The sequence below is a fragment of the Kaistella gelatinilytica genome (assembly GCF_015679325.1).
Taxonomy (GTDB): domain Bacteria; phylum Bacteroidota; class Bacteroidia; order Flavobacteriales; family Weeksellaceae; genus Kaistella; species Kaistella gelatinilytica.
In genome coordinates this window covers 1,507,546-1,521,927 of sequence record NZ_JADPVI010000001.1, presented here as the reverse complement: position 1 = coordinate 1,521,927, position 14,382 = coordinate 1,507,546, and the positions used below count along the sequence as shown (strand labels likewise).

Annotated in this window: 17 protein-coding genes; 1 reads left to right on the top strand and 16 read right to left on the bottom strand. The window is 33.9% G+C overall.

What is annotated here, in order from left to right:
• Positions 1–180: 180 nt before the first annotated feature.
• Positions 181–630: a KTSC domain-containing protein gene (locus tag IV494_RS06835; protein ID WP_196079386.1), complete on the top strand. Its 450-nt coding sequence runs from the start codon at positions 181–183 to the stop codon at positions 628–630.
• A 73-nt stretch (positions 631–703) separates the two neighbouring features.
• On the opposite strand, the gene IV494_RS06830 is transcribed toward IV494_RS06835, so the two are convergent.
• The 16 genes from IV494_RS06830 to IV494_RS06755 form a co-directional block, all read right to left on the bottom strand.
• Positions 704–1,786, bottom strand: a complete 1,083-nt coding sequence (locus IV494_RS06830) for a reverse transcriptase family protein (protein ID WP_196079385.1) — start codon at positions 1,784–1,786, stop codon at positions 704–706.
• A gap of 170 nt (positions 1,787–1,956) precedes the next feature.
• Complete coding sequence (locus tag IV494_RS06825; RefSeq protein WP_196079384.1) at positions 1,957–2,271, bottom strand: hypothetical protein; 315 nt, start codon at positions 2,269–2,271, stop codon at positions 1,957–1,959.
• The gene (locus tag IV494_RS06820) at positions 2,268–3,122 is read right to left on the bottom strand and encodes a phosphoribosyltransferase-like protein (RefSeq protein WP_196079383.1); all 855 of its coding nucleotides are present in this window, start codon (positions 3,120–3,122) and stop codon (positions 2,268–2,270) included. Before IV494_RS06820 ends, IV494_RS06825 begins: the two co-directional genes overlap by 4 nt.
• Positions 3,123–3,316: 194 nt before the next feature.
• The gene (locus tag IV494_RS06815) at positions 3,317–4,777 is read right to left on the bottom strand and encodes an FAD-dependent monooxygenase (RefSeq protein ID WP_196079382.1); all 1,461 of its coding nucleotides are present in this window, start codon (positions 4,775–4,777) and stop codon (positions 3,317–3,319) included.
• A 51-nt stretch (positions 4,778–4,828) separates the two neighbouring features.
• Entirely contained in the window at positions 4,829–5,461 is a 633-nt protein-coding gene (locus IV494_RS06810; protein ID WP_196079381.1) for a DoxX family membrane protein, read from the bottom strand.
• Positions 5,462–5,480: 19 nt separating this feature from the next.
• The gene (locus IV494_RS06805; protein WP_196079380.1) at positions 5,481–6,371 is read right to left on the bottom strand and encodes a tetratricopeptide repeat protein; all 891 of its coding nucleotides are present in this window, start codon (positions 6,369–6,371) and stop codon (positions 5,481–5,483) included.
• 250 nt (positions 6,372–6,621) lie between these two features.
• Positions 6,622–7,188: a DUF421 domain-containing protein gene (locus tag IV494_RS06800; protein ID WP_196079379.1), complete on the bottom strand. Its 567-nt coding sequence runs from the start codon at positions 7,186–7,188 to the stop codon at positions 6,622–6,624.
• A 103-nt stretch (positions 7,189–7,291) separates the two neighbouring features.
• Positions 7,292–7,606, bottom strand: coding sequence for an HPF/RaiA family ribosome-associated protein (locus tag IV494_RS06795; RefSeq protein ID WP_196079378.1), 315 nt, complete (start codon positions 7,604–7,606; stop codon positions 7,292–7,294).
• A 145-nt stretch (positions 7,607–7,751) separates the two neighbouring features.
• Positions 7,752–8,015 (bottom strand): DUF3781 domain-containing protein, encoded by a 264-nt coding sequence (locus tag IV494_RS06790; protein WP_196079377.1) that lies wholly within the window; start codon positions 8,013–8,015, stop codon positions 7,752–7,754.
• 43 nt (positions 8,016–8,058) lie between these two features.
• Complete coding sequence (locus IV494_RS06785; protein WP_196079376.1) at positions 8,059–8,679, bottom strand: hypothetical protein; 621 nt, start codon at positions 8,677–8,679, stop codon at positions 8,059–8,061.
• A 38-nt stretch (positions 8,680–8,717) separates the two neighbouring features.
• Complete coding sequence (locus tag IV494_RS06780) at positions 8,718–9,170, bottom strand: hypothetical protein (protein WP_196079375.1); 453 nt, start codon at positions 9,168–9,170, stop codon at positions 8,718–8,720.
• Between the two features lie 93 nt (positions 9,171–9,263).
• Positions 9,264–9,755 (bottom strand): phosphate ABC transporter permease, encoded by a 492-nt coding sequence (locus IV494_RS06775; protein ID WP_196079374.1) that lies wholly within the window; start codon positions 9,753–9,755, stop codon positions 9,264–9,266.
• A gap of 64 nt (positions 9,756–9,819) precedes the next feature.
• Positions 9,820–10,326 carry a hypothetical protein gene (locus IV494_RS06770; RefSeq protein WP_196079373.1) on the bottom strand — a complete coding sequence of 169 codons (507 nt, stop codon included), beginning with the start codon at positions 10,324–10,326 and terminating at the stop codon, positions 9,820–9,822.
• Between the two features lie 424 nt (positions 10,327–10,750).
• A complete protein-coding gene (locus tag IV494_RS06765) occupies positions 10,751–12,205 on the bottom strand; it encodes a sigma 54-interacting transcriptional regulator (RefSeq protein WP_196079372.1) in 1,455 nt (484 codons plus the stop codon).
• Between the two features lie 81 nt (positions 12,206–12,286).
• Positions 12,287–13,429 carry a vWA domain-containing protein gene (locus IV494_RS06760; RefSeq protein ID WP_196079371.1) on the bottom strand — a complete coding sequence of 381 codons (1,143 nt, stop codon included), beginning with the start codon at positions 13,427–13,429 and terminating at the stop codon, positions 12,287–12,289.
• Positions 13,430–13,603: 174 nt separating this feature from the next.
• Positions 13,604–14,311 (bottom strand): SH3 domain-containing protein, encoded by a 708-nt coding sequence (locus tag IV494_RS06755; RefSeq protein ID WP_196079370.1) that lies wholly within the window; start codon positions 14,309–14,311, stop codon positions 13,604–13,606.
• Positions 14,312–14,382 lie beyond the last annotated feature (71 nt).

Genomic DNA, 14,382 nt, shown 5'->3' with positions numbered 1-14,382 from the left:
CTCATCTTTTATTTTTCTTCTAAATTTTTCCATTTTTAAATCTTTTTGTTCAGATTCGTTTCTATTACTGTGTTGGCAGACAGGATGTTTGATTTTTAAAGCGCTGTAGAATTAATTATTTTCTGATGGTCGTTAAAATTTAAAAGCTTAATTTTGCACCCGCAAAAAAAGATTCAGAATATGAAAAGAATAGGTGAACACAGAAAGCTTCTCGGAGTTGATAAAACCGCTACCTTAAAAGAGTTAAAGACAATTTACCGGAATACGATGAAAGATTCGCATCCTGATAAATTCGTGAATGACGAAGAAGCGAAACTGGAAGCAGAAGAAAAAAGCAAATCTGTCATTGAAGCCTACCATTTTTTGGTGAGCATCAACCCGGAAACGCAGGAAAAATACAAAGAAGAATACACCGAAACGATTTCAAAATCTAATATTCAGGATTTCTTTTACGAGAAATCTATTTTGAAAGTTCAGCATTTGAATGGGAAAATGTACGAATATATCGGCGTACCAAGAAATACGTATATCAAAATGGTCAACGCAGATTCGCCAAGCCGTTTTGCGAGAAGACACATTTACGGTGGTGGTTTCATCTACAGAAAAAATGGTGAAGCAATGGAGGATTAATTTCCTTTTGTTTTATAATTTTAAAAAAGCACAATTTCCTTGGGAGATTGTGCTTTTGTTTAAAGTGTAAATTTTATTCTATTAGAAATTTTAAATTTTGTTCGTTCTTAATTTCAATAATTTGATTTTTATATTCCTTCATCGCAGAATCATCAGGATTTAAATTTAATGCATATTGTATTCTGCCTAACAAATGTGAAAGATAATATTCTCTAGTTTCATTTGTTTTCTCTAAATGATTATCAATTCCAAACTCATTTATAAAATACATGACTTTTCTTATCTCATTCCTTTGTGCTTTCGGTAGTTGCAGCTTCTTATTTACAATTACTCCAGAAATAATTTGAGGAACATTCTGCTTCATAAAATTTATCTTCTCTTCATTTAATTCCAAACCGTAAACATTTAGTTCATTCTTAATAAATATAAGAAGTTCTTCTTGATCGATGTATTCACCAGAAAATGCCATATCATCTGCATATCTGGTAAATTTTATTTTTTTATCAAAGCAAAATTCAGCAACCTTATCGTCGAAAGGAGTTAAAATTAAATTGGAAAGATAAGGGCTTGTTGGTGCCCCTTGTGGAAGAAATCTTTTAAATTCTATAAAATCATTTTCCTTGTGTGTATATGTTGACAGACATGCTAAGTATAATGAAACATCTTTTGCGAATCCTAAATTCAAAAAATACTCATGAATATGATTAAATTTTATTGATGGAAAAAAATCTTTAATATCTAATGTTAAAACTTGTTTTTCATCGGTATGGAATCTAAGATATTCTCGAAATTTTCTTTTTGGTATATAACTTTTACAATATTTGCTAACCTTTTGTTTGTATAATATTTCATTTAAAATAAAATATTGAATTTCTTTAAGACTTGGTAATGGTTCTGAGATAATTCTAATTTTTCCATTTTTTTTTGGAATTTTGAATGTTCTGTAGAAGAATTCTGTGGATATCAGAGCTCTTGTGAGATAAGAGCGATGATAACCTACTAGACCTGCTAAATGTGATGAATCATAAATGATTGGTAAATTATTATTTGATAATTTTTCACTATAATTAAGACATTTAACAATATTGTCCTCCGAAAAACCGATATCCTCAGCCTTTTCCCGGAATTTTTTTTTATATTTTGTGAAATCTTTCATTTGATTAAAATTTCCTTTATGTTTGGGAGCAATTAAAACTCCCAAACGGAAAAATGAGATTTAGCTCATTGAAATTCTGAGGTTTTGGGAAGATTTCAATGAGCTAAAGCTCGTTAAGCTTGAAATTTTGTTCCCAAGGTAGGGACGAGTGAATCACTGCCCTTATTAAATTAAAAATTTAATTTATTTTGGTCTGGTAAATATATAAAATCTAATTCTATTTTGGGAATTTTACTTTTACTTTCTTCCACAATCCAGGAATCTTTATCTTCTTTTTTAATAATATTTTTTTCAGTCTCCAAAAAATTCAATCCCAATTCTGTAATCTTAATTTTTTCATCTTTGAAAATTAGTAAATTTTCGAATACTAAACTTTCAGTTAATTCCGAAATACTTTTATATGATAAACCTTCCCTGACTAATTGATTTAAATTTCCGTTAGCCTCAATTATGTGAAGAAGTAGGACTTTGTATTTTTTGTTCATGATTCTACTGTTTCTTCTCTTGAGAATGGCGCATCAAATTTTTTATTTCCAATCTTATATTTTTTCCAAAATATTGGAAAGGTATTGTCTGGGGTTCTAGATAACGTTATTAGAGCTTCAGTTCTATTATAACCTAAACTAAAATGGCTTCCTCCTGGAATAAGTTTTTCAATTTCTAACATCATTTGTATTTTTTCATCAACTACGGGCGGTGAATTGTAATCACTTATTCCTTTAAGTAAAATATTTTCACAAAAAATTTCTATTCCTTGACCAGTAATATTTTCGGCAATTTCTGCCTGTATAGCAAGAGCAATTATTTTTATTTTATCATTTGTGATATTTGGATTTTGTCGGATAATTCCTAAACATGCTTCTAAAGTTTCTCCTGACCCAATGTAATCATCAATTAAAAATATTAATTCATTTTCCTTTAATATAAAATCAGGATTTGTAAAAGTTTCGAATTTTGTATTTAACGTGAAATTGATGTTTTGGTAATTCTTCAAATCTTTTTTGAAGGCTTTAATTGGATACATCAGAAAAGTTCCACTTTTTATTTCACCTTCATCTTCAAATTTAATGACAGGGAAAAAATAGATTTTTTTTAAAATATTTAGTTTCGTACTTTCAATATTATCTAATGTTGAAAGAATTTTTTCCGGATATTCACCGTATGAAATCCATTTATAATTACTCACTAGTTCAATTATTAAAACCCTTTGCTTACTATCTAAATTATCTAAAAGTTTGCAAAAATTGTTAAAAATAAATTCATCACTGTCTCTTTCATACCAATTGTTATTTTTAAAAATCTTATGTAATACTAATATTGATTCTACGGTTGTCATTTATTATTGTTCATAAATTAAAATATTATTTAGTATAAATAATTTAAAGGTAAAATAAAACTTTATTATAAATCAAATATAATTATTAATTTGTTATTGTAATGATTTATAAATAACCTTAAAATTATTCCTGACATTTTTTAATTTAAAATGAACATATGTGTTAATAATTTAAAGTTTGAAAAACTTAATGATTATGCATCCTTTCTCTTCAAAACCCTCCCTCTCGGTTCATCACCTTCAAAAAGTGCAATTTCGGAATGAAGGAATTTTGCAGCGGCGGCGGAATCTTTCACTTTAGTCGCAGTTCGTTCCAGCATTTCTTGTTCAAAAGAATTTAATACACATTCTCTAACTCCTTTCTTTCGCCAATTTGATAAAGGGTTGCAATTTTTAAAAATTTCCCGAACCAAAGATAGAGCATCGAGTAAAGCTTGGTTTGCACCTTGACCTTTGAACGGACTCATCGGATGTGCGGCATCGCCCAACAAGGTTACCGAATCTGCGTTTTTGAGCATTTCAGGATTGAGCAAATCGCGGTCGTAAACAGGATAACCAGTAATTTTATCATCATCTGTCATTCGCAAAATCTCTGGAATGGGGCTGTGAAAAGGAGTCCTCTTAATTGCTTCATTTTTAAGGGCTAATTTTCCGTCTTCACTTAGTTTTTTTGCGGCTGATTCTTCTATGGGAAAACTGAGTTGCCACATGATTGAATTTTGGTCGAAAGGCATCATATAAATTCTTTCCTTTCCGCTTGCTGTTTGAAAAACAGTTTCAGAATCCAGTAAAGAATTTTCTAAATGTTGAAGTTTAGAAAGTTCGCAAATTCCTAAAATCACCATGCAACCTAAATATCTCAAGGGAAATTTTTCTTCGGGAATGATCGTTTTTCGAACGGCACTTCTAATTCCATCTGCACCAACTAGAAGATCTGCACGATAAAATTTCGGACTATTATTTTCTAAAAAATGAAGATGCAATTTTCCGTCAGAATCTTTTTTATAACCGGTAAATTGATGATTCCACCGTACTTTATTTTCTCCGCCCAACTGTTGCAGCAACTGCAAACGCAGATTTTGACGGGCAATATGAATATTGCTTCTTTGAATATTATTTTGGGTCGTAAATTTTTCAACTGTTCCCAGCCATTTTCGCATTCCCCATTGTCCTACAATTTTTCCATCTGGAGCATGCACGACATGATGATTGGAAATTATACCGTTTTCTAAATTAAAAATTCCGAAATTTTCTAAAGTTTTTCTGGCTTGTTGAAGTGTTAAACCATAACCTTGGGAGCGCTCATTAAAACTACCGTCTTTTTCGAAAATGGTAAAAGGAATACCACGATGCAAACAGCCGATTGCTAAAGCGATGCCACCAATTCCTGCTCCAATGATCGCAATGTGTGGAAGGTTTTCTAGATCTGGAATTGGTGTTTTTTCTGAGGGAATTATGCCGGAGCCTAAACAATCCGGGCAAATCATAAAAGTTCCTTCCGGGCGAATTGGTGCAGGTCCTTCGAAATTTGATTTTTCAAAGGCTTCTAATGCAGCTTCGTAACGAAGTCTCAAACTCTTTTTGATCCTTCGCTTTTGTTTGCCAAGTCCTTGACAATCGGTACAAATCGTGAAAGAAGTTTTTTTGTTTTCCATTTTTTAGTTTGATGTTCTTTACCTGGTTTTTACAAAAATAAGAAGTATTTCTTACTGTAAATTTCGCATTATTAAACCGGTCATTTCTTTTATCCAGGTCAGCATTCCTTTTGGATCCTGCATAAGTCCCCATAAAACTTTAGGAATAAAAGGCAGAATTTCCAGAATCAAAGCCAGGAGAGGGATGAAAAGTAAAGTCCAGAACCGGTGTTTATATTTAGGTTTTACATTTTGCAGAAGTTTTTGAAGTCCTTCCAGACATTGTTTACGATAATGGAAAAATAAGAGGCCATCTAAAAAAATATAAGAAGTAAATCTTAGCGCAAAAGCTGTTGCAAAAGCCGAGGGCATAATAGTGAGATCGATAATGAGAATATTGACTGCGATGGGTAAAAAAAGGATTGCGCCGATCAACACTGTTCTGTTAATAAGCAATAAAATTCCACAAATAATTTGACTGATCCCAATAAAATATTTAAAAGGTTGTTGATCAAATAAATACCATCCGATCTGCATCAAATTTAATTCACCGATCGGCTTTTGTAATTCCAGCGGAGTTAGACCAAACTGACCTTCTGTTAGTTTTCCATAGCCATAAGAAATGAAAGTTGCCGCAAGAAGAAATCTTATGGCGAGGATCAAATAATCGAAAAATTTAGAATTAGTTATAGATGCTAATGTCATTCAAATTGAGAACTAATGTTTAGTGTGCAGCTTTTTTTAAACTGTTGCTAATTGCTGTTTTTGCATTTTCATTTTTCGGATTCAGTTCCAGAGATTTTTTATAGGCTTTTATTCCTTCTTCCTTTTTTCCTAAAAGCAGAAGACATTCTCCCAAACTGTCAAAAGTGTTGTATGCATTGGGATATAATCTGGTATTCAAAGTAAATATTTGCAGAGCGTCCTCCTCTTTTTTATCAGATAGCAGTTGATAACCCAAACTATTGATTTCGTTTTCACTTATATTATAGTCTGATTTTAATCCTTTCTTTTTTTCTACCTGTATTAATTTGATCTTCTTTGCGATCGGATCTGATTTAGAATATAGTTCAGCGAGCGGAGTCAGGTTCATTTCGCGCTCCTTTTGAACTTGTTCTTCAAGACTCTCAACACCATAGTATTTCCGTTCTTCAGCAGTAATTTTTGTCGGGTCCATTGTAGAACGTTTCCATTTCTCGCCATTTTTTTTAGAAAACTGAGTGCCATAGATCTGAGGCTGATCTCTGCTGAGTAAATTGCGGTCGATGGCGGCTGCTAAAAGCCAGCGGTTAATTTTTGGATCCAAGTCAATTGCTTTTCTCATCTGTTTCACTGCCATTCCATAAGCGATAGAATCAGAGCCGTGCTGGAAGATCATGGCAGAATGATAATAATCTTTTCCTGTAACGATCTGGTCCGCTTTTATCATTTCATAAACACGACTTTCCCGTTCTTTATCTTTCATGCTGAGTGTTTTCCAGTCGATGTCTTTTACCATTCTGGCGCCTTGATCTTCGCTGTACATTTTTGCAAGTTCTGCATTATCGGTTTGTGAGAAAGCAGTAAATGGAAGGAGAAGGAGAGCGAGTATTTTTAAAAAGTTCAATTTTTTCATAACCGTGACTGTTTTTTTATTTTTAATGAGTTTGACTTGAGGAATTTCAAATATACAGAAAGGAAATTATTTTGAAACGCAGAATTTTTTTTGAATTAAGAATTACATTTCTTTTACAAAATAATCTGCGCCCCGACCTGAGTGGAGCTCATTTTTTTTGCCTGGGAAAAAGCGATGGGAAAAAATAGCGGGAACGGAGGGCGGAAAAAGGCGCCCAAAAAATGCAGAAATACTGAAAAAGAGCGTCTGATTATTTATTCAAATTATCTAAATGTTCGGGTAAAATGGAATATTCTAACTTTGGATCGTCGAATTTATAAACGCTCAAAACACCGGATTGTTCGTAATAGGCGTGCTCAACCTCGGATAGAAATTTAATTCCCTGTTGACGGAGAAGCATATATACTTCGAATTCATCGATGTCGTCTTCGGTAAAATTTTCTTTTAGAAGTTGTCCATTTTCGACGAGTTTTGTTACTTTTGGATCTGTAATTTTTCGAACAGGTTCGTATTTAATGCCAATGTAAACGTACAATTTTTGAAAGGCGGCGATGAGTGTGATCACTGTTAAAGCCACGGAAAGAGGAACGGAAGGATACATCATGGCGTCGCCAACTGCGCTTCCCATGGCAACGATGAGCAAAACATCTGCGCTGCCAAGTCCACCCACAACGCGTTTCCCGATCCACCGAATGATGAGAATGGTATACAGCATGATGATGCTGACGCGCAAAATAACTTCTAAATAAATGTAAAATGTGAAATCGCCAAAGAATATTTTGCTGAGATCAAAGATATATTCGCTGCCTTCTATCATAACGGTATTTTTAGAATTAGGGATAATGAAGAAAAATAGGAGAAGCAAAAAAGACGCCCAAATTAATGAACGCCTTGTAAAAAAGAAAATATTTCTTTAGCTTTTAATGGTTTCTCAATCGTCCCATTACGGTATCGAGAGAAGTTTTTAATTTATCTGAAGCTTCTTTTACGGCTTTTTCTACGGTCGTCGAGTGGCTTGTTACCACGGTTGGCTGCATTCCTTTGATGCGTGCTTCCATGACACATTTTTTGTCGTTGCCTGTGCTTTTGTCACCATTTTCATCGCTTAATTTTACTTCCATACGCGTTAAATGTTCGCTGAATCTCTCGAAGTCTTCTGCGATAGAAGTTTTAAAGTATGCGATCATTTCTGCGGTTCCTGATATGTTATTATCAGTGTTGATTAAGATTTCCATTTTTAATATTTTAAATGTTTCTAGTTTGATAAAGATAATTATTCTGTTCTCATTCAGGGAATGAAATTGGGTGTTTATGACCAGTTTAACATTTTGAGAAGAACGGTCAATTTTAAATTAAGAAATGTATTTGAACTTTTTACTTTCATTTCTGCTTTATTCGATCTACGGTGATCACTCGAATGGTAAAGGAATTTATGGTGATCCTGATATCTCCACTTTCATTCGAAATGTAAATATTCTTCCCTCTTTTTTCGAAATTTATTTCTTTGGTGTTTTGAATGATTTCGAGAAGCATTTTTTCAATTTCCCAATTTGATAACTGTAGATTTAGTTTTTTATTGATCCTGCCATAAACCAGAGCGGTGTAGCAAATATGATTTAAAATTTCCTTTTTGTAAGTGCTCATTTCCATTTTAAAAGTCCGTTATATTTCAAAAAAGACAATTTATTTAACATGTTTGGTGAAAATAGGCATATTTTTTTCCATTCCAGTAAATTTGTCCGCCGCCAACTTCCGAGGCTGCGATCTCTATGGAAGGATTTTCTAAAATTAGGCTCCCATTTTCGCCCGTTCCCGTTTCTTCCTCTGCACCGGCTTCATTAATTTTTTCGTGATTAACCACCCAAATATTGATGTAATCCTGATCATCTCCTAAAGCATTTTTGAACATTTTCCCGGCACCTACAATAAATACTTCATGCGTCTTCCCGTGAATAATGGCAAAACCTTTTTTGTTCGTACCGATCTCAAAAATGGGTAAAGCAATATCTAAATTTCCGTCGCCATTGAAATCAGCTTCCAGATAAAGCGGGTTGAGGCGGTTTTCAATTTTGTAATTCTTATTGATGATCAGATCTTCGATTTTGTCAGATTGTGTTACCCAAAAAGGAAGTCTTTCCATAATAAATGAGGCGGAATTTGAAATACTGTCGGTGTTTTTAGTGATAAAAGCGGTGTCTGTTTTTGATTGTGTTTTAATGATCTCGGTCGAAATGGGAGGAGATTTTTTTTCTTTGCAGGAAATTGCAAAGATCATTGGCAAAGAAAAGTAGAGTAGGAGTTTATTCATGAGTAAAGCTTTATTTGTAATATTTAAAAATCTTAATTCTAACTTCCACAAAACAGATAAAATTTCGGAATTTCAGAGTCGCTTTCTAAACCACCCAAACCTTCAAAATGCAGATCGTCTCCTAATTCTTTCGGCTGAATCTGCTCATTTATTTTAAACATTAATTCCACAACGGAAAAGTTTTTTCCATTGTCTGCCTTGATGCGTGCCTGAATATCGGCTTCAAATAAACCAAATTCGCTCTTCGTTTCGTCATCAAAGAAATCAGGATCTTCCAGCAATATTTCATTTTCTAGTAAATCATTTTCCCCGATCCAGGCTCGAAATACAATATCAACCGCTGGACTTTCCAATAGAATCTCTTCAGGATTCCAGACGGTTTCTTCCGGTGCTGATGCAACTTGAAATTCAGAGATTGCGACATTAAAGTCATCTTTAGAATCGTATTCTGTATCTGTAAAAGTCCATTTTATGTTATTGAGTAAGTCCATTTTTTATATTTTTAAGCAGGTTGACAGCCTTGTACAGATTTTTTTTAATTGTCATATTTTTTCTCATTTCAAATATAGGAATAAACTATTTTCTTATTCTAATTTTTTCAATTCCGCGATCCCAACATGAAGCCAGATCCCAAATATGCCGTTTTTCGTTTCAAAAGTATCTGCCTTACCAAACTTTACTGTGGTTCCAGGCGTAGTTTGACAAATGAAGAAATTTCCGCCGTCGATGCAGTTCATTTTTCCTTCTTTGTGCAGATTGGTCCACCCAAATTCTTTGTATTCGTTTTGATCATCTTCCAAATCAAATAAAAATCTGCGAACATCTTTTTGATCAGATCTGTCTTCATGTTTCGTGCTGATGGTCCAGCGTTTCAAATCAGATTCTAGATTTGCTGCAACATCCTCAATTTTAGCATCTTTCGTTTTTACCATTTTGATCGTGTCAATTCTGGGAAGTTCTTTTCCGTTGAGGGCATAAATTCCGTATGAACCCGACCAAATATCCGATTTGATTTCCTGAGCATTGCATAAATTAATGGCGAAAATAAATAGGATGCTTAAAAATGTAGTTTTCATTTTCAGTGATAATTTTAAAATTTGAGGTGCAGAATTTAGAGGTCTAAGAAGTCTGAAAATTGATTTAGTCAGGAGAATTAACAGTTGTTATTTTTACGCCATTTTCAATTTTTTTAAATGTGATATACGTTAAACCGCCCGGAAAAAGCAATTCGATTTTAAGATTTCCCTGCTTTAAAATTGAATATTTCGCAGAGATGGGATATTCTTCAAAAGGAATATCAATATTATTTTTCGGGAGGTGATCTGCCAGAAATTTGCCGTCGTCGTTGTTTTTATTTTCTTCTTTAAATTTTTGATAAGCTTGTTCCAAAGTGTAATTTTCGTACAGACATTCGGTGCTAAAACCGATTGCCATATCTCCGCCTTTGTCCTTGCAATTAATGGTTTTCTTGAGCTTTACCGGCAAAACTTTAGAGGGAATATTTTTAGAGCTTAAATTGTTTTGTTGAAAAAAACTGTCCTGAATTTTTACTGCGGATCGTGAAGGTTGATTTTCGACCACTTCTTTTTCAGTACAGGCGTATGAAAAAAATGCATAAAGGAGAAGTAAAATGAGGTAGTTTTTCATAAATAGCTGCAAAAATTAAAGGTAGTGTAATCTTGCTGATCTCTAAATTTAATCAAAAAAAATCAAGAAAATTTTTGAAACTTAATAAAAAAAACCAAATCTTTTATTTTCAAAACGATCCTGCGTGAGAGAGGAGGCGAAACTCTCTTTAACCTGCAAAAAAGTGGATCATTAAAATCTTCTCATTTAAAATAATCTGGAATTATCGGCAGATTAAATCGTAAAAATTGACTTTTCAGCAGTTATTCAAATATGTAAATTTAACGTCACTTTTTTAATTTTTTGAAAGAATACGATTTAAGTTAGAATTTTTCTACAATAAAAAAGGCGCTCATTATACTGAGCGCCTTTTGCTTAAATAACTAAGAAAGATTGGATGTATTTTTTATCTCAATCTATTTCAATGTTTATAAAAGTTCAGCTTTTAATTGCTGTAATATTTTCCAATTCCGGCAGAGTCAAAAGTGAAAGTGTTGTCACTTTCGGACTTGTCTAATTTTTTACTGATGGTCAAAGCCCATAAGATCAATTCCTTGCAGAAGTTTTTGTCGGCTTTGCTTAGTTCAGAGGCATATTCTTCAACGACGTCACCTAATGGCGTTATCTTTTTCAATTTTTTGAAATATTCTTCATCGGTATCCTCGTAATTTAATTCGATGACGCCTTTGTCAAACCAATTAATGACATCGGTGTAGGCGTTTTTCCGACCTTCTTTTTCCAGTTTGGAGATTTTTGGGAAAATGCTTTCAAATTGTGTCATTACTGCTTTGTCGATCAAAATCTTGGCAACATGATCTGCACCTTCTTGCTCGCCTTCATAAACCAACTCAATCTTTCCGGTGATCGATGGAATAATGGACATAAAATCACTCAATCGAACGCTTGTTTTTTTCGAATCTGATTCGATCAAACGTAGTTTTGCAGCCGCCATTAAATTTTCCATTGCGCTAATGGTTAATCTAGCACTTACGCCACTTTTTGCATCGACATATTCGCTGTCTCTTGCGGCAAAAGCAACTTCTTCAAGCAGATCTTTTGCTAAATTTGGCACTTCGATCTGCGCTTTATCTTCTGTTGACACTTTAGCTTCCTGCTCTGTAATTTGTTTCGCTAAAGCGATGGTTTTTGGATAATGCGTGAAAATTTGGGAGCCAATTCTGTCCTTTAAAGGCGTAACAATACTTCCTCTGTTCGTGTAATCTTCCGGATTTGCGGTAAAGACAAACTGAATATCCAACGGCATTCTTAGTTGAAATCCACGGATCTGAATATCTCCTTCCTGTAAAATATTAAATAAGGAGACCTGAATTCTTGCCTGAAGATCGGGTAATTCATTCAAAACAAAAATGCAGCGGTTAGCACGGGGAATCATTCCGTAATGCAAAACGCGCTCATCGGAATATGGCAATTTTAAAGTCGCCGCTTTTATGGGATCAATGTCTCCAATTAAATCGGCCACATTTACATCTGGAGTCGCTAATTTCTCGAAGAAACGGTTCGATCGGTGCACCCAGGAAATCATGGTCTCATCGCCGTTCTCTTCTATCAAATCTCTTGAATATTTAGAGATCGGATGAAACGGACTGTCATTAATTTCGGAACCTTTCACGATGGGCATGTATTCATCGAGTAAACTGACCATGCTTCTTGCGATCTTTGTTTTCGCTTGTCCACGTAAGCCTAAAAGATTAATGTGATGTCCCGCCAAAATTGCTTTTTTCAATTGCGGAACTACGGTGTCTTCATACCCCCAAAGTCCTTCAAAAACAGGATCCTTTGCTTTTATTTTTGCAATTAAGTTTGCCTGAATTTCTTCATTGATGCTTTTATCGATGTAACCTGAATCTTTTAATTCTTTGAATGTGATATCTTTTTTCATGTATTTATTATGATGATTTATTTATTTTGAAATAGTCTGATTGAAAATGGTTGATCTATCAGTTTATTATTTTTGAAATTTCTAAATTCTTTTTATTCTATTCTTTTCGTAATCTTCAAAGATCATTTCTCCCAATCCGGAAAGTCCGGTTAAGAATGCTTTTCCTTGATTTTGAGCCGTAAAAGCTTCCACAAATTTTCGCAGATAAGGATCTTGCGCGATCATAAATGTCGTGATGGGAATTTTTAATTTTCTGGCTTGCGCCGCTTTCGTTAAACATTGCGTAACGATCATTTCATCTAATCCATTACTGTTCATGTAAAATTCGCCGCTCGGCAATTGAATACAACTTGGTTTTCCGTCGGTGATCATGAAGATCTGCTTATTGGTATTTCTTTTTCGGCGCAGAATATCCATGGCTAATTCTAATCCTGCAACGGTATTCGTATGATAAGGTCCGACTTTTAGATAGGGTAGATCTTTAATTTTAATGGGCCACGCTTCATTTCCAAACACAATAATATCGATGGAATCTTTCGGATATTTTCGCTTGATCAATTCTACCAACGCCATCGCGACTTTTTTCGCGGGAGTAATTCGGTCTTCGCCGTATAAGATCATGGAGTGACTGATGTCGATCATCAAAACCGTACTCATTTGGGCTTTGTGTTTTGTTTCTTCTACGATGAGGTCATCTTCAGTTAAATGCAGATCTGAAATCCCATTGTTGATCTGGGCATTTTTCAAACTTTCAGTCATGTTCACTGTGGAAAGATCGTCGCCATATTGAAAAGTACGGTTTTCTCCATCACGTTCGTCTCCAACGCCCACTTTTTTAGTGTTGTGATTTCCGATACCGCTTTTTTTAAGTTTCCCGAAAATTTGATCCAGTGCGAATTCTCTTAAGGCTGCTTCGAGTTTGGCGGTGAGAATGTTTTTTCCCTTGCCGGTTCCGGTGTTTCCATCCTTGTCTTTGTCCTCTTCTTTAATATAGCCGCGTTTTTTCAGATCTTCTTCAAAATTTTCGAGGGTATATTCGTCGGTAAAAATATCATACTCTTTATCGAGCATTTCCAGCCATTCGAAAGCTTCTTCAATATCGCCGGAAGTGTGCGTGAGGAGATCTTTAAAAACATCAAAAACCCGATTGAAATGGGAAATTTCTTCGGGAGTATATTTGGTGAATTTAAAGCCTTTGGTGAAATTTAATTCTTTATTCGTCATTGTCGGTCTCTCATTTATTGACTGCAAGGTATAGAAATATCATTCCAAAATGAAGCTTTGCTGCATAGAAAAATCTTATCATTATGATGTAAATCGAGCAATAGAATAAACGCAGAAAAACAATTTTATTTTGCGTTTTGACCGTCTTTATTTTAAAATTTGATAAGTGCTTATTTAATCAGAATTATAAATTTTACGACCAACATAAGCGCCATTTTTTAGAATGAAAAGTACTTCATAAGTTCCGGCACCATCGGAATTCATCGCTGAAATATATAATGTTTTCGTTTCAATATCATAGTAGCAGTTTGCATTATCATTGTTGATATTGAATAAGTTTTCGATCTCCCTTTCTGGAACTTCTATTTTTTGCTTAGCAATTTCTACAGATATTGAGGTGTAGTGCGTTGTTGGAATGGTGCCATCGGTTCCCCAAATTTGCTGTTTTTTATATTTATCCTCAATTTCAACTCCACCGTATTTCGTTTTTGTAAAATACTTTTTATGAGATTGATAATTGAATTTTTCAGACTTGATCTTTGCATGAATGTCTCGCAAAATAAATTCAACTCCATTTTCATTAGTAACGGTCGAAGGAATTTCTTCATAACTGCTGATGCGTTTAATTCTCGACTGGTAAATATAGCCTGTGAGCAGATTTCCGTTTGGTTCTTTATAATCTACGATGAGCCAATTGCCATAATCATCTCCCTTATTGAAAATATAAACAATTTCGCCTGTTTTTATTTTTCCGACGATTTTGCTTTTAACATTTGCAGCATTTCTCACATTTACAGAACCATCTTTATCAACAATTTTAGCGAATTGCGCAAAATTTTGAACGAAGATGAAAATGGTAAGACACAGCAATAATTTTTTCATTTTCAAAATTGTGATTTCTGTTTTTCTAAATCAGGTTGTATTTTTAAGTATGTCCTATATAATCGGATAAA